This window comes from Bacteroides sp. 1001302B_160321_D4, from assembly GCF_015667765.1.
Taxonomy (GTDB): Bacteria; Bacteroidota; Bacteroidia; order Bacteroidales; family Bacteroidaceae; genus Bacteroides; species Bacteroides xylanisolvens.
Map to the genome: position 1 here is coordinate 1 of NZ_JADPLO010000062.1, position 16,438 is coordinate 16,438.

The window sequence follows — 16,438 nt, forward strand, 5'->3', positions numbered from 1 at the left end:
GAGGGTGTGTTCATATTGAGCGAGGGTGTGTTCATATTGAGCGAGGGTGTGTTCATATTGAGCGAAGTGTGTGGATATTGACGAACTACATCGTTCAATATGGTCAATGGAATCGCTGAAATTGGACGTACCTCGCTATTTAAGCACAAGCCTCGCAAATATACCCATCCTTTATCTGATATTTGAGAACTTACTTTATGTATTGCTCGTATCTCGCTCCAATTTACATAGAATGTGCAAAGTGCCCCTTTATTTTGAGAACAGCTGATAAGATTAAGTTGCTTCAAGGTATCTATTGCCCGGCGTACTGAACTAATAGAAGTTCCCATGACGTCAGCTAGTTCTTTGTTGGATATGGCGCATGTTGTCTTATCCCCATCTGTATAGCCTCTTCGTAACAGATGAAATAAAATCATAAAGCCATCACTGGATGTTAACGTTGCCATTGCGTATGGAATGCACTTCCAGTGGTTATCGAATTTGTCGGAAAACGTACTCATTTGCTTATATCATCTTTTATATAAAAACTAATAATCTGCCCTTTAACCATCTGTTTGGTAAGACGGAAACCTATTTGTTTTGCAAATCGTCCTATGCGTTGATTATTGGGTGCATACGGAAATCTTTCAGCATAACATGCTCTCATATCTTCTACAGAAACCCTGTTTTTATTTTCTATATCCATACTTTTATTAAATTAGTTCGTTATACATCTATTTATTATTTCTCTTCGTTTTGACTTGGCATATTATTTTGTTGGCACAAGTTAAGTTGATTTTGGCTCAACAATTCATCGCATGTCCGTTTAAAAGGACAATCTTTACAAGCTGTATTCTGTGCAACCACAATGGTTATAGCCGCGATTGAGACAAGCGACAATACAATTAAAAGAATAACAATCATTTTATTTCAAGTTTTTTGTCATTAATATAAAGTCATATTTTAATGGATCCTCTGCATCCCATTGGCGATAAACATGAGTGAGTTCCATAACAGCCTTCCAGCTCTCTTTAGGATAAGATATAAGCCCCATACGTTGTGCTTGCTGCGCAACATGGGTATCCATAACAGCGTATAGTTTTTTAGGTTTGATTAAGTCAGTCTGCCATACTCCTAAATCTATTTCATCTTTACGAACCATCCAACGCAATAGCATATTAATACGTTTACAAGCAGAGTTACGATATGGACTTCCAAGACGGGCCGGTTCACACCAATTGCATAGCGTGAGTAATAAATCATCAAGTGAAATGGGATGTTTTTTTAAATATTCCTGAATAGAATCGTGTTTACTGTAGAAGCATCTTAATTGATGACACACCTCTTTAAATATTTTTCCTGTAAGAGTACGGTAAATACTACATTCGTCCGGAATATCATAAAAATCACCCAATTTAATATATTTACCTGGCTCCCATCCACATACGTTCATCAACTTCTCTGCACAATATATTATATGACTACGTTGTCCCCATGAAACCATAGCCGTTAATATTGCACAAACCTCAATATCCGCTGTAGTTCTCCCAGAAAGATTCCGTATTTGGTGTACTATTTGAATAGGATCATTTGAGATAAACGCTTTATGGTCAAACTGATTCCACATTCGTTCCATCTCATTTTTTAATGTATGTATCATTATTATCTGCTTTTAAATTGTTACGATAAAAAGTTATCATATCAGCTATAATATTAGTTGCTACTTTGGCTTGTTGTGCCATTTCATAATTTTCCGCTTTTACTAAGTTTTCATTCCAGCACCATATATCATATCTGATTTTCCATAAAATCATTTCATTGGCATCATTCGTAAATTGAGAGTGAGATAACATTAGCTTCTGAAGATAATATATCTCTTGAAGAGTTTTGTATTGCTTAGATAGTTTACGAAGTGCATAAATGGCAATGGCAAACAATATTAAGCATAGTATAAAAATTGCATATATCATATTTTTAATTCGTTTATATTTATAAATGAAGGACAGTTTTCATCGCCAATAGTATGATTGGCCGGAATCTTATTGAAAGGTCCATCTCGTTCGCAAGATAAATTATATCTAAGGCAATTATAGCGATCCCAGCATCCTTTAGCATGACACTTATGAGGGTCGTTAGATAATTTGGTATAAGTTATCAATGATAGGAAATTGGCAGTATCTGGCAATTGTTTTCTAAAATGTTCTGGGATTTCACCTTGATGCCATATATTATTGGATTTGATTAATGTTCCATCAAATCGCCGAATATAAAACTCTTTGCCTTCAGAGCCTTTAATAACGTTATTGGGTCGTTTTACAAATGGATATACAATATAATAATGAGAACCAATAACTTCATTACCTATATCCGGATGAGCTATTTTATCCATCCAGAAAGCACATTTAGAACAGACATTTCGTTTACTCATAATACGCAAAATATCTCCCGGAGGATTACATTCATCCAGGTTCTCCAGCGTATTACATAATTCACAAGTAATGATGATGGGTGGGGATACAGACAGTCCCCTCTTTTGTTGTATAAACATGGTCAATTTTATTTATCCGATTATGGAATAAGGATAGGGGCACATGTCGTGCAAATCAAAATGTAAAATGTAGCGAAGAAGTTAAAGACGGATAGAATCGAATATAGAATTTATTTCATCTTCTCTAATGCAGATGTATATTTTAGTTATTTCAATGTTAGAGTGATTGAATATCCTGTTCAATAGTAACAATGCTTCTGACTTGTTTTCGCTTGTATCATAAACATATCGTCCAAATGTTTTTCTAAAAGTATGCGTAGAAAAATTCTCTATATCCAATTTATATTTAGCCTTCCACTCTTTCATTATCCGATTAAGATATTGGGAAGAGACAGATACTCCTGTAAATTTGCTTTTAAATATTAATTCATTCGGATTAGGGCGTTTAAGCAATATATAAAGTTCCTCTATTCTCGTTTGAATACTTAAATTAAATGGGATTTTTCGTACTTTTCCAGTTTTCTTCTCAATTTTAGTCAATGAACCTTTATGGAGAATATCAGCCCATGCTAAAGACAATATATCTGATACTCGTAGTGCAGTGCAGAATGCCAGTCGAGCATATAGTTCCCATAAATATTGTCGATCCTTATGAAGAAGGCGTAGTAATTTCTTATATTCTTCCATAGGAAGATAATCACTTTTAGTTAACTGATTTTTCTTTGCCATAATTATATCAATTCATTTACTCTATGCAAAAGTATGATATTACATTCAATTATGCAAATTTAGAAGCGATTAATATCAATTTAAATCAATATTAATCGCTAATATATTGTAATACAATAATTTAATTATTCAAAATTTCATAGAATTCTTCAATTGATAAAATTGGTATCCCCAATAATTTGGCCTTGGACATTTTTGATGAGTTGGCAGATTTGTCCTTCACCACCAAATGTGTTGTTTTTTTAGACACCCCACTAACAATTTTTCCTCCTTCGTTGGTGATTACTTCTTCAAGATTACTATCTCGAAATCCTGATACACAGATGGACAAACCTTTACATTTACCTTCCAGCACAGCGGTCTTTGGAGACAATTTGTAAGGTATTTTAGTTTCCTCTAAAAAGACCATAAATGGAAAATACCCCAACAATAAGTTTTGTACAGTTATAGGACAATTTTTAAAGTCTTCGCTTTGAACATCCGGTTCGTGATTGATATACCACCCTTGACAGAACGAGCATAAATCCTCATCATCCATTTCATCCAATATTTTTTGGGCCTTTATTTTTCCTATTCCTTTAAAGCAATCGCTGGCTTGCATTAAAGTCGCCAAATCAACTCCTTGCATGATTTTTCTGTTATTCTCCAATATTATATTTGAAATACTGTCTCCGAATCCTTCAATTTTTATCAGATCGTTAAAAGTAACGTTAAGAATCGCCGGTATAGAAGTAAAGCCTGCATTGAATATTTTGGATAATGTTTCTTCTCCCATATTTTCAGCCCCACATGTCAAATAGAAAAATATAATTTTAGCTAATTGAACACCTGGACAACTAGGATTAGTGCAACACAGTTCTATGTGATTCTCATTCCACATAGTCGATGAACCACAATGAGGACACTCTGACATTTCATCCCATAATTTTTCTTGTTCTTCTTGTGTTGCTGGGCTAAGAGTTGATAGAATCTTAGGAATTACCCCTCCAGAACGGGTAACTAATATTTCAGCCCCCTTCGCTATTTCGTGATCATTAATCCAACCGGCATTATATCCAGTAGGATTTTCCATGTTACAATCTCCAGTATCAACCATTTCAATATTGACCACAGGTTTAAGGGCACCTGACTTACTGACTTTCCATACAATACCCTTAACTGTTGTTTCAAAAGATTCTGTAAAATCTGGATGTTTGTAGGCAATAGCATATAATGGATTTCCAGATGTTTGATGTCTGCCAATAACTTCCCATAAGTGCAAATCATCAATATAAATCACAATACCGTCAATTGGATATACCTTACTCCACTCTTTGAATAAATTCATCAGTAGCTCTTCGTTCAGTTCATCTATAAAAGCAAAATGGTAAAGATGCTCTTGTTGATAGATATTACAAATAGTTTCTATCAGACTATGGAAGTTGTTATAATCATGTAGGGAACTCTCATCCACCCCATATCTGAAGAAAGAAGCGTGTTCAAGATAATCACATGGCTCATCTCTATTTAAAAGACCGGCAGCTGTGTTACGCGGTGATTTAAAAATATCTCCTGTGAATTTAGAACGTTTCCCATGAAAATGCTGCTCCCAATCACTTCTGTTGATAACAAATTCTCCAAAAGTATAATGAAAACTGCTGGCAGGGTTATAACATTGAATGGATGCTCGATAATGGCTAGTACAATCTTGCCCTTCATTTTCTATCCCTCCACGAGAATATGCCTCACCAGTTAATTCATTATATAGTAGAGAAAGACCATCCAGCTTAGGCATACATATTACACCTGCATTTCCTTTCAAGCCTAAAGACATATACCATTTTTTAAGTTCTGATATATCCTTTACTTTATTTAAAGATTTCATTGGGATTGGCAAAGCCCGTTTTCGGGTTTCAGGTACAAAAGCGGGTTCGGTATGTTTGAACCATTCATTGTCTGGATCAAGTGTTTTTAATAGTTCTATTTCTGCATCATACTCCGCATCTGAAATTTCTGGCGTACCCATACGATACATTTTATTGTGTCGCTTAATCATATCAAGCAACACATCTTTTGTTTCAACTGTAAAATTAAGCTCCATATCCTATAATATTTATAAATTAAATAATGGGGCACATAAAACGTACCCCATATTTCTTATTTTATTCCTGAATGCCCAAATCCTTGTTCACCGCGTTCTGTGATCTCTAAATCTTCGATTGAAGAAACAGGCTCCCATTCTGCTTGTTCATATTTAGAGATAATCATTTGAGCAATCCGTTCCCCGTCATTAACAGTAAACGGCTCTGTTCCATGATTAATAAGAATTACACCTACATCACCTCGATAGTCGGCATCCACGCATCCTGGAGAATTAAGACAAGTGATTCCTTTTTTAAGGGCTAGTCCACTTCTAGGCTGAATTCTTGCTTCAAAACCTTCTGGAAGTTGTATATGTAATCCTGTTGGAACCAATACACGTTCTCTAGGATTAATAGTAATTGGAGCATCAATATTTGCTCTTAGGTCCAGTCCTGCTGATTGCTTAGTTGCGTATTGAGGCAACGGATGTTTTGATGTACTATAAACTTTTACTTTCATACGTTCTATTGTTTTTATTATATTTCCATTTTTTACGATTCATCGCCATCGTAGGATATGTCTGACGTTCGATACCACATAATTTGTCATATTCCTCTAACTTTAATGAACCTATATCTGATAACTCTATTTCAACATCACTGCCTATATATCTAAAATAATACATACCATTGGAAATCAATGTACCGACACAAGCCTTAGAAATATTTCCAGGCTTTAAACCGCTGATTTTAGCTGCCTCATTTACTGAAGCAGCCATAAGAGCCAATGTTTTTCTGCGATTAAATATTAAGACAGCTTTGGGTTTACGAAAAATCTTCTCTGCCATCCCAAATTTGTTTGAGCAATTCTGGAGGAAGCCTTTTCTTTACCAACGAAATTAAATGTGTATCTGACACAACAACTCCAGTAACAAACATTTCGTCTATTATTTCATTGATATATGCGCAGAATTGCGGATCAACATAAGATAAAAACGGATAGCATAAACATCCGTCAATCAATTGATGCCCCTCCGTGTTGATTGATACCAGTTTCTCTAAAGGCAACTTGTAAGTTTCTGCAATAGCCTTGATTTGGAAATCAAACTTATGAAAGAAGTCTTCTATGCTTAATTTATTGTCGGGGTCTTTAGATTGGAGATAATATGTAGCATCAAAAATTCTGCTACCATCAAAATGAGTTCCAAAAAGGAGATTAGGAAATTCCGGGAGTGAGACTTCTGTACATTTGATATTGATAATTTTCCCGGTTCCCTTAGGAGAAGTCATTATACCCTAATGTTGTTTTGATGAGTTTCAGGTGTAACCATGACCGATTGTGCTTTGTCATATTTGACATTGCGAATAGTATATTCACGTGTTTCCCCAGCCCGTTTTAAGTAAGTGCGAATATTTTCTATCGCTTCAGATGAAGAATAAGCCGGTACGTAAATTGTACTGTTGGAACTTTTGGTTTTACCAGTCTTTTCGTCCACATCATAATAAACAAGAGATACTTGATACAACCCAACTTCTGTATCTTCACTTTCTTCAAAAAAATAGGATATTAATCCACAAATTAGTTCAGTATCAGTAGCAAATGTATCGTTATAAGCAACTTCTGAAATTTTGGTGCGGACAATTTCTACATCCACATCACCAAACTCATCTTTTCCTTCAGTCAACTTATATGCGATTTGTTCTGCTTCGGTATAGCATGTAGCCATTACCAGATCTTCTGATTTGATGGGAACAATAGCACCTAGATCATTTGTGCCCTTGTATGCCATCTTAATGCGAAAATAATTAAAATCTTTACTCATTTTAATGACGTATTATTTGTTAAACATTAAATTATCGACGCAAAGATATTTTATTTTATCATATTGACAATACAAAATCATATATTTAACACATATTTTATAGCTATATATCTATAATACTGATACTTATAAATTTCAAATTATAATACATATACTTCTACCCCATCATATATATAGAAACCAACTTTAGACTCGCTATCTATTCTTTCAAAAACTCTTAATATGAATGTAATTAGTGCAGAAACAACATTTCACGGCACTCCTTTAGAAAGCATATTTAAAACTAGCAAAAAAACTATTCAAGAATATGTCAGGGAGATTGACCGTCATTGTAGATACAAATCCATTCAATCCCAAGTAACACGCGGGGTTGTTTTAGATGATCGTGGTCCACTGATAGATTTATACGAAGCATGTGTAGAGCAGGATGCTCATTTACGTGCAGTATTAGAAACTGTAGAATCACAGATTATAGGCGAACGATACATGTTGGCAAGACAAAATGAACGAGGAAAATATATTAAGGATGTAGAAGAAACCAAAAAGATACAAGGTTCTCAATTCACTAAAATCATAAAAGGTATTGTTGAAGCCAAATGGTACGGTTACACCTTATTAGAAATAATGCCTGATATTAATCCTTTAACAGGAAAGCTAGCTGAAGTAAATATTATTGAGCGAAGAAATGTATTGGCAAGTCAATTACGAGTTGTGCAAAGACAAGGGCAGTGGAATCCTGGATGGGATATTGCTTCATCGCAATACTCCAAGAATTATATACTTATTGATAATGGTGACTTGGGGCTATTCTCTGCAACTACCCCAACTATCCTTGCAAAAAAATTCACTCTTGCTAATTATGTTAATTTTAGTCATACTTATGGTCAACCTATCATACATGGTAAGACTGAATCAGAAAGCATCCAAGATCGACAACGATTAGCACAAAACATTGCAAATGCGGCTCAGAATAAAATAATAGTCACAGGATTGAACGATGATATTGACATTAAGACATTTACAATGTCAAATTCCGAACACATATATACTAGTTTAATAAATTTTGCCAATACAGAAGTTTCTAATCTAATAGTTGGCTCTGAATCTATGGCTGGAGCAACCCAATCTTATGTTGGATCAACAAATGCTCACCAAGACATTTTTCGGGAGCGCATAGAAATGTATCGCGGTTTCATTGAAAATGTAATGAATGAAGAGATCGTTCCTAGATTAGTATCTATGGGATATATCAAGCCGGGATTAGAATTCAAATATGCCAACCGTGTAGAAATGAGTAACAAAGACAAGATTAGCTTATATTCTTTTATTACAGATAAGTATGAAGTATCAGCAGATGAAATCGAAAAAGAATTTGGTATTGTCGTAGGGAAACAATTTAACGCTATATCGGAAATGGCAAGTAATAGCGGGAGCATAAATGGAAGTTCCAATGATAGACGCATTATGTCCGATGAAGAATATTACAAAAGATATGGGCATAGGCGTGGTGAACGAAAGAATTCAAGCAACGTTGAAAATTTTCTAATGGAAGGAGAATAAAAGATAGCACTTCTCCTTCCGTCCTTGCAGAATCTAAATCGAACAAAGATGAAGAGAATGCTGAATACCTTGCTATCTACGCTGTTTTCCAGAAGTTTTTACAGGACTATGGCAATATAGAGGATCGTTGGGATTTATTAGAAGAAATGATGACGTTACGTGCGGAATTTGCATTGAATCATGCAATCAAAGGTTTTGGTATGGACTTTGAAAAAGCACTGGAATTACTTCGTAATCACAATGATGGATTAACCAAATTAGAAAAAGAGCAACGTAATATATTAGTAGCTGCATTAGATAATCTTGTTGATTTTGCAGTAGCTGAAGAATTTCAGATGTCGGAGAACCTTCCAGACAATTTTAATATTACCAATGAAGTAGATCTGGCAGAAGCTGAAAATATTTTTCACAGATACAATAGCATATACGCGAATATTGAAAACGAAGATATTGAATATGCGATGGGAATTGCTGCTGGTTGGATTTTGTATAGCAATAATACAGTGTTAACATATATGACACAGGGAGATAATAGGGTGCGCCCTTGGCACCTTGCATTAGAAGGGACTAGCTACCGCAAAGCATCTTTCCCAGCATGGTTAATCCCCCCAATTGAACATGGATGCCGTTGTTTTCTAGTAGAAGAAAGTGCTGACGTTCTCAACCAATCCAAATTATCACAGGTGATGGGACAAATTATTGAGATGCCCGATTTTGTTAATCCAGTATTTAAAGAAAGTGTAGCAAAGGGTGGGCGAATATTTAGTGATGCACATTCATACTTTATTATTCCTAAAAAGCATAAAAAGAGGCTGCGCACCATTGCTAATAAAATTAAGGACAAATGGCTGGAAAAGTAATAACTCCAAGACAATTAGCTCAACAATGGTTGAGATTGCCTAATAAATTTGAAGTTAATGTATTCAATTTTGAAACATTGGTAGGTAATGCCGCAAAAAAAATATTTAGAGACTCTTTTTATCTCCGGCGGTTCAATTCAGCCGGAACTTTTTCTTGGCAATCCAGACGTAATCATAAGCCACACCCTATATTGGAAGAAACAGGAGCATTAAAACATTCAATAATATGGGAACGCTTTCATTCTAATAAGAATCGTGGTGTTAAATTATTCACAGATCCAGACATGTTCAAATTTAGTAATAGGCAATATGGAAGAAACTTTTGTTATGCAGCAATACATAATGAAGGAGGGAAAATTGCCAAACCAGGTTCTCCAGCATCCTATATTAGACAAAGGCAATTTATAGGATATTCTACAACCGTAGCTGATAAAATTTCATCTTACAGTATTCGTATTTTTGATGGCTTTCCAAAATGATAGTAGATAAATATAAAACAGATTTACCGGACAGTTTAAAAGACACGTTTGCAAAAGACACCTCTCCCCTTCCCGATGATGACGATACTACTTTGGAGGAAGTAGACAACAACCCTTTAGAGGATGTGTATTTAGCTGTAAAACGTGTATTAGAGTCCTTACATACAGACCCTAACGATAATAATTCGCCTAAACTATTCCAAACTGTAAAAATAGATAACGGACAGTTTGAACGTATTGTTCGTACTCGTGGTAATACAGAATATGCTATACCTTTTCCTGCGGCATTTATTCGGTTTGTGAATGTACGTTATTTAGTTGCCCAACAAAGAATTGGAGAAGGGCGTGCCACTATGCGTATCAGATTTGTGCTTAATGATTTAAACAATAGTGACGATATTGTTGAGACACATGGATTTCGCGTTTTTCAACAGATCAATGATGCAATTCAAGATGCGAAAGATTACGAAGAAGCATTAAATGAACGTTGCAATCTTACCTATTTTGATATGCCGGAATCTTTAGATCATGGGCTACAGCCATACTGGATTGACTACGAGATATGGTTTAGAACATCATCCTCTTTCCAGTATCGCAAATGGGTAGACAGGTATTTAGTTATGCCACCATTCACGAACCATTCTGATGCACCAGAACATGATTCAGAAGCACATGGTAATCACAAGGAACCTAAAATCGAAGATGTAGCTAAGTATGAACCTTCTGTAGAAATGCCTTCAACTGATCCTCCAACCGGTCAAGTCGAATAACAAACTTACAACCATTAAAGAAGCTGATACCTATTCTTGTGAAAAAGCTCAAATGAAAGTAGATGAATTAAAATATGTAGTTGGAGAAGCGCAAGAAGCAAAACCGGTATATATGCGCTTCTATGGCAAAATTGATGAAGAGAGCACACGTAATTTTAATGATGAATTTTTATGGATACAAGATTACGTTAAACCCTCGAAAATTATAATCAGCATTAATAGTGAAGGTGGAAGCGTTCTGTACGGAATGGGAACATTCTCCATTATACAGCAATGTCCCATTGAAGTTGAAACAATTGTGGAAGGATTGGCAGCATCAATGGCTTCAGTACTGTGGGCGGCAGGAACTCGTTCTTACATGCGTGACTATTCTATTTTAATGATCCACAACCCCTTCATACGTGACGAAAAGTCATGCAACCCAGACAATGAACAAATTGTAAATGCTTTTCAGAAACAGATTGAAACCATATATCATAAAAGATTTGGTCTGACGAAAGCTAAGGTTCGAGAAATCATGGATGGAAAAGAAGGTTGTGATGGAACTTACTTTGATGCAAAATCTGCCGTAAACGCCGGTATATTATCAGCAGAATGTGTTTTAAAAACCTCTAAACAGGTTTGTAATAAAGTAAAAGATCAAATTGAAGGAGTAGTGGAAGCGAACGCCCTTCAAAAAATCATGGCTTCTATCAATACAGAACTGGGCAATTTTAAACCACTTGATGATTCCAGTTCTATTCCTAATCAAAATCAAATAGAAAATTCAAATTCACAAAAAACAATGGACAAAGAACAAGAATTTGCATTTGGTTCTGTATGCGCCCAGCTTGGTTTGGAGAAAACCTCTGAAGTTTCAGCTGTTATTACCCGAATTGACGCATTGAAAAATGCGGAAAACAAGGCAGCAGAAATTCAGGCTTCATACAATGCTTTGAAAATTCAGAAAGAAGGATTGGATGCGCAACTTACCAATGTTCAAAACGAATTGACAACTGTCAAGAACGAATTGAAAAGTTACAAAGATGCTGAAGAAGCAAAACGTAAAGAAACTATCGAACAGTTCGTTGACAATGCAATTGCTGAAGGTAAAATCAATTCTGATGCAAAAACTAAATGGGTGGAAATGGCTCAAAACGATTTTGAGATGGTACAGGCAACGCTGAATTCCATTCCAAAACGTGATAAAATTTCTGCTAAAATTGCAAATGACCCTGCCAACATTGAAAATGCAGAAAATCAGATGACCGAGGCAGAAAAGAAAATGGCTAAGGCTGTTGAAGCTGTCGTAGGAACAGATTTCCAATTTAAAACACTTGACTAAAACAAAATAACATAAACAACATGGCAAGTTCAGTAAATTTTGCGCAAAACACATATTCTGGTGAGGTCCTTAATGACCTCCTGACATATACCGCGCAAGGGAATGATACATACAAAGAAGGTTTGATTCATATCAAATCTGGAATCCAGTTCAAATACACCATCCCCACTATCCAATTGGGAAAAGTAATTCAAGATAACGTCCCCACTCCAAACTCAACTCATGGCGCAGGAGCAGGAACTACTGGTGGATTGAACCAATACACATTAACAGAACGTTACCTGGAACCGCAAGAATTCATGGTGTACCTTGAATTTAACCCCCGTGACTATGAAAAGTATTACAAATTTGCCCAGCCGGAAGGTAATTTGGTATTCCGTGACTTAGACCCAAAAGTACAAGCTAAAATGCTGCGCCTCTTGATGGATCGAAAGAATGAGTATATCGGTGAGTCTATTTGGTGCTCCGCAAAAGGTGGTTCAGCTGCCGCAAAAATTACCGCTCCTGAAGGTTGCACAACGATTGGAGGTGAAAATGCCGGTGGCCCAATGAAATACTTTGACGGTGCAATCAAACGTATTCTGGCAAATACTGCAACAAATGCAACAGAGGTAGAGAAAGCTGGTGGACAAGTCATTATTGCCGGTACTACAGAATTGAGCACAGGTGCCAATGTAGAAGCCGCTCTCAATGCTATGTGGAAGAAATGCCCGAAACAAATCCGTAAAAAAGCAGGACTGGTATTTGTATGTGGCTGGGATATTTGGGATTTATATGATCAATATCTAAGCGACAAAACAGTGAAATACTCCGACAATACTAAGGTTAACGAGTATCGTTTTAAAGGTAAGCGTATTGTACCTATTGTCGGCATTCCAGAACATACTATCGTACTCGGAGAATTTACTACCGGCATGGAATCTAACCTGTGGATGGGGGTTGACTATGCAAATGACGCTGAAGTAGTAAAGGTTGAACGGCTACAAGCTAACAGCGAATTGTATTTCTTCCAGATGCGAATGAAAATGGATGTAAACATCGTTCGTCCGGCAGAAATCGTAGCATGGACCGCTTACAAAAATGCAGAATAACAAATTGAATTAAATATCTCATCATAGTTTATCACAAGGGAGTGGAGTCGGTACTCCATTCCCTTTTTTAATTTAAGTTATGGCTAGAAAAAAGAATACAGAAGCTCCGGTTACAGAAGAGGTTAAAACACAAGATCCTACAGTTACTTCAGAAACACCGGTTATTTCAAATGAAGAATCTGAAAAACAAGAGCAAGACACTGTTGAAACTCCAGATACCTCCTCTATCAAAGAGTCTTCTCAAAAACCTGAAAAAAAAGACAAAACAAAAGAAAAAGATGAAATACCAGAATTCGTAAAAGAACTGTTACAAAAATATCCTGGCTATCCGGCATTGTATATTGATTCCAAAGGTGGTGTATTCACCGCAGATGCACAACCTAATTGGGTGAAGGATGCTATTCTTTATCAAAATCCGTATTACAAACAATAAAATTTACAAATATGGCATTAGGTGGCGTTTTTATGAGTGATACCGATGGAAACATTGGAACAAGCTCTACAACCTCAACTGAAAAAGTCACAGGTTTGCTGTTTGATATTTCCAAACAAGCTAAATTCTTCGAAGAAGGTGCTGGTTTGGCCGTAAAAGACAAATTACAAGGTAATGTTATTGAAATCAATTCTATGGATGATTTGAAAGAACTTGGCATTACCGCATACTCCGGTGACACTGAAAAGGATTTACTGTTTGGAATTCCTTATTATCATATCAATCATTTCTTTGGAATACAAGGAAGCACAGGACGTTTGTTTATCATGTTTGCAGACTGTGGTGTAGATTGGAATGCTATAGAACAAATGCAACGTGCAGCACATGGTATGATTAACCAACTCGGTGTTTGGACTGAACAATCGTTGTGGAAACAAACAGATCCGGAAGCAGAAACATATAGCATTGACCTAGTTACAGATCTGCAATCCAAAGCTGCGTCTTTAGCTGATGAAAATGCTCCTTTATCAATCTTGTTATGTGCAAATTCCGCAGTAATTGCAACAGCTGAAGAATCTGTGAAGAAAGTAGAACTGGGCAAAATACCTACGTGTGTCATTAATGCTCGGTTTGTCAGTGTATTGCTTGGCCAGGGATTAGACGCTGATGTATCAGCTATGCAGCTTGCTAACCCGAACCTCACTCCTGTAGGAAATATTGGAGCCGCACTCGGATGTATCGCTTCAGCAAGCGTACAAGAATCATTCGCATGGGTAAATAAGTTCAATTTGATTGGTTATTTCCCAGATATTGAAATGGGATTCGGAGATGTCACTTTAAATAGCGAGGATAAGTTAACAAGTACATTAAAGTACTCATCTTTGAATAAAATCCAATTGGATGATCTGGACGATAAGGGATATGTCTTCTTGTGCAAATATTCTGGTTTGGAAAGCGGAGTCTTTTTCTCTAAAGACCAAACGTGTTCAAATGGAGATTACCGAACAGTTGCTAGAAACCGTACAATTCATAAGTCAAGACGTGCTGTACGTAACGCATTATTACCTTATGTCAATTCTCCGTTGAAAGTAGATCCCAGCACTGGATACCTATCTTCTGCCAAGATTACGATGTTTCAAAACATTGTCTCTGACATCCTCACAACTATGCAGAATAATGAAGAAATTTCAGGTTTTTCTGTAACAATTGACAAGAATCAAAATGTATTAAAGAATGATACACTAATCATTAAATATTCACTTGTTCCGGTGGGTGTAGCGTCCCGTATTGAAGTAGTCGAGGGCTTGGCATTAACCAATAAATAATTAACAAGATGGCAATAATTAACAATGTAGCATACAGCTGGTCTATGATCCGCATTTCCATACCAGCATTGGACATTTCAGAAGATTCTACTATTATGCAAGGAGTTTCTGAAATCAAGTGGAACAAGACTCGTAAAGTTGAAAACAACTACGGTATTGGAGGAAATGCTATCAATCGTGGTTTTGGCAATAAAACCTGTACAGCCTCCATTACAATGGATTATAATACCGTTTCCCAACTCCGAGCATTGGCTGGTTCTTTAATGGATTTGGGAGAATTTGACTTGATCATCTCATTTACTAATGCTTATGCCGGTGAAGACTGGACCGCCGAAACTGTAACGCTAAAGGGATGCCTCTTTAACGAAGACGGAATGGAAAGTAAACAAGATGATACAAACATTACAAAAGAATTCAATTTGAATCCTTTCGACATTATCACAGGAGAAGGAACTAGTTCTTGGCTATAACTTCTAGTATAATACGTTTTTGAAAAGGCGAGTTGAAAACGGCTCGCTTTTCATTTTATCTATAAAATAAAAAGGGATGCGTTAACACATCCCTTTATTATCCGTTTTATAGTGCAGAATTGACGACTAAGCTCAAATATGCACTTTTTACGTTGCAAAAATAATGTTTTATTTCCAATCTACAAAATCTCTCATAAAAATAATAAAAGCCACTTATGAGTGGCTCATTTCCTTACAAGAAAGTAAGGCGTTGCTTTTTTATATGTTGCAAAGGTAATAGATTTATTTTATATACCAAATAAATTTATATAGAGAATATACATTTAACATTTTATTTGCATTCACACACAACCTACCAGCATTATAACTTCTATTCTTGGATAAACATCAATAATCATAATTATAATGGAAAATGTAAACGAAGACCTTTTCTTGCCTGAAGATATTCAGACCGAGATTGAAAAGAAAGTAAAAGAGCTGAAAGATTCAGATCCCAAACTAAAACGTGTATTCCCGATTTTTGTGGAAGGAGATGAAGACGAAGGCGAAAAGCCATATTATATCGGTTATTTTAAACAGCCGCCTTTCCCGACATTCAGTAAATATTTGTCCCTCTCCCAAAAGGACCAGGCCGGTGCCATGCGAGAATTGGCAAAAGATTGCTTTGTCGATGGCGATAAAGAACTGATTAAAGATGATTCCTTGTTCATCTATGGCTTGATGCCACACCTGGCTCAAATCATCGAGTTGCGCAAAGGAAAACTCGTAAATTTATCAAAAGCTGGGAAGTAAAAGACGATCAACTTATTCGTCATAGACTGATATTTATCCGTCATTATTTTCCCAGCGTAAACCTTGATGAGTTAAACGATGAAGAATTTGCAATGCTTTCTGAAGATGCCGTATGGCTCCACAGCAAAATGCTCATAACTCAACAAGCAAGTGCACTTGGAATGCTTGCGTAAAGTGTCTTATTACTCGTTTTTTCTACGTAGCCCTTTATCCTTTGTCGGATAAGGGGCTTTTTCAATCTTTCAGGGTACCAAA

20 protein-coding genes and 1 pseudogene are annotated in these 16,438 nt (G+C 36.1%); 10 read left to right on the top strand and 11 right to left on the bottom strand.

Annotated features, from left to right (window positions below):
• From KFO40_RS20225 to KFO40_RS20275, 11 genes and pseudogenes are all read right to left on the bottom strand, one after another.
• A pseudogene (locus KFO40_RS20225) lies at positions 1-446 on the bottom strand (helix-turn-helix domain-containing protein); the annotation flags it as partial.
• Between the two features lie 50 nt (positions 447-496).
• Positions 497-685 carry a hypothetical protein gene (locus KFO40_RS20230; RefSeq protein WP_008768588.1) on the bottom strand — a complete coding sequence of 63 codons (189 nt, stop codon included), beginning with the start codon at positions 683-685 and terminating at the stop codon, positions 497-499.
• Positions 686-904: 219 nt separating this feature from the next.
• Positions 905-1,639 carry a TIGR02757 family protein gene (locus tag KFO40_RS20235; protein WP_008768586.1) on the bottom strand — a complete coding sequence of 245 codons (735 nt, stop codon included), beginning with the start codon at positions 1,637-1,639 and terminating at the stop codon, positions 905-907.
• Positions 1,617-1,949, bottom strand: a complete 333-nt coding sequence (locus KFO40_RS20240) for a hypothetical protein (RefSeq protein WP_055268794.1) — start codon at positions 1,947-1,949, stop codon at positions 1,617-1,619. Before KFO40_RS20240 ends, KFO40_RS20235 begins: the two co-directional genes overlap by 23 nt.
• Positions 1,946-2,527 (bottom strand): hypothetical protein, encoded by a 582-nt coding sequence (locus KFO40_RS20245; RefSeq protein ID WP_055268793.1) that lies wholly within the window; start codon positions 2,525-2,527, stop codon positions 1,946-1,948. The genes KFO40_RS20240 and KFO40_RS20245 overlap by 4 nt, the downstream gene beginning before the upstream one ends.
• Before the next feature lie 81 nt (positions 2,528-2,608).
• On the bottom strand, positions 2,609-3,196 hold the full coding sequence (locus KFO40_RS20250; protein WP_032854419.1) for a tyrosine-type recombinase/integrase: 588 nt from the start codon (positions 3,194-3,196) through the stop codon (positions 2,609-2,611).
• A gap of 121 nt (positions 3,197-3,317) precedes the next feature.
• A complete protein-coding gene (locus tag KFO40_RS20255; RefSeq protein ID WP_055268792.1) occupies positions 3,318-5,276 on the bottom strand; it encodes a BRCT domain-containing protein in 1,959 nt (652 codons plus the stop codon).
• Positions 5,277-5,332: 56 nt separating this feature from the next.
• Positions 5,333-5,776: a dUTP diphosphatase gene (dut, locus tag KFO40_RS20260; protein ID WP_055268791.1), complete on the bottom strand. Its 444-nt coding sequence runs from the start codon at positions 5,774-5,776 to the stop codon at positions 5,333-5,335.
• Positions 5,757-6,104 carry a hypothetical protein gene (locus KFO40_RS20265; RefSeq protein WP_008647806.1) on the bottom strand — a complete coding sequence of 116 codons (348 nt, stop codon included), beginning with the start codon at positions 6,102-6,104 and terminating at the stop codon, positions 5,757-5,759. Before KFO40_RS20265 ends, dut begins: the two co-directional genes overlap by 20 nt.
• Positions 6,082-6,546 (bottom strand): hypothetical protein, encoded by a 465-nt coding sequence (locus tag KFO40_RS20270; protein ID WP_008647809.1) that lies wholly within the window; start codon positions 6,544-6,546, stop codon positions 6,082-6,084. The genes KFO40_RS20265 and KFO40_RS20270 overlap by 23 nt, the downstream gene beginning before the upstream one ends.
• Complete coding sequence (locus tag KFO40_RS20275; RefSeq protein ID WP_032854420.1) at positions 6,546-7,079, bottom strand: DUF4494 family protein; 534 nt, start codon at positions 7,077-7,079, stop codon at positions 6,546-6,548. Before KFO40_RS20275 ends, KFO40_RS20270 begins: the two co-directional genes overlap by 1 nt.
• A gap of 222 nt (positions 7,080-7,301) precedes the next feature.
• Here KFO40_RS20275 and KFO40_RS20280 point away from each other — a divergent pair, with 222 nt between their 5' ends.
• The 10 genes from KFO40_RS20280 to KFO40_RS20325 all read left to right on the top strand — a co-directional run bounded on the left by KFO40_RS20280 (position 7,302) and on the right by KFO40_RS20325 (position 16,183).
• Positions 7,302-8,639, top strand: coding sequence for a DUF935 family protein (locus KFO40_RS20280; protein ID WP_008647813.1), 1,338 nt, complete (start codon positions 7,302-7,304; stop codon positions 8,637-8,639).
• Positions 8,640-8,785: 146 nt separating this feature from the next.
• Positions 8,786-9,499: a hypothetical protein gene (locus KFO40_RS20285; RefSeq protein ID WP_008768578.1), complete on the top strand. Its 714-nt coding sequence runs from the start codon at positions 8,786-8,788 to the stop codon at positions 9,497-9,499.
• A complete protein-coding gene (locus KFO40_RS20290) occupies positions 9,484-9,978 on the top strand; it encodes a hypothetical protein (protein WP_032555571.1) in 495 nt (164 codons plus the stop codon). The genes KFO40_RS20285 and KFO40_RS20290 overlap by 16 nt, the downstream gene beginning before the upstream one ends.
• Positions 9,975-10,748 carry a hypothetical protein gene (locus tag KFO40_RS20295; RefSeq protein WP_008768577.1) on the top strand — a complete coding sequence of 258 codons (774 nt, stop codon included), beginning with the start codon at positions 9,975-9,977 and terminating at the stop codon, positions 10,746-10,748. Before KFO40_RS20290 ends, KFO40_RS20295 begins: the two co-directional genes overlap by 4 nt.
• Before the next feature lie 52 nt (positions 10,749-10,800).
• Positions 10,801-12,072 (top strand): ATP-dependent Clp protease proteolytic subunit, encoded by a 1,272-nt coding sequence (locus tag KFO40_RS20300; RefSeq protein ID WP_008768576.1) that lies wholly within the window; start codon positions 10,801-10,803, stop codon positions 12,070-12,072.
• A gap of 20 nt (positions 12,073-12,092) precedes the next feature.
• Complete coding sequence (locus tag KFO40_RS20305) at positions 12,093-13,163, top strand: hypothetical protein (protein WP_008768575.1); 1,071 nt, start codon at positions 12,093-12,095, stop codon at positions 13,161-13,163.
• 79 nt (positions 13,164-13,242) lie between these two features.
• Complete coding sequence (locus tag KFO40_RS20310) at positions 13,243-13,596, top strand: hypothetical protein (protein WP_008647821.1); 354 nt, start codon at positions 13,243-13,245, stop codon at positions 13,594-13,596.
• An 11-nt stretch (positions 13,597-13,607) separates the two neighbouring features.
• A complete protein-coding gene (locus tag KFO40_RS20315) occupies positions 13,608-14,921 on the top strand; it encodes a DUF2586 family protein (protein ID WP_055268790.1) in 1,314 nt (437 codons plus the stop codon).
• An 8-nt stretch (positions 14,922-14,929) separates the two neighbouring features.
• Positions 14,930-15,391, top strand: coding sequence for a hypothetical protein (locus KFO40_RS20320; protein ID WP_008647825.1), 462 nt, complete (start codon positions 14,930-14,932; stop codon positions 15,389-15,391).
• A gap of 405 nt (positions 15,392-15,796) precedes the next feature.
• Positions 15,797-16,183, top strand: a complete 387-nt coding sequence (locus KFO40_RS20325; RefSeq protein WP_008647827.1) for a hypothetical protein — start codon at positions 15,797-15,799, stop codon at positions 16,181-16,183.
• Positions 16,184-16,438: the final 255 nt, after the last annotated feature.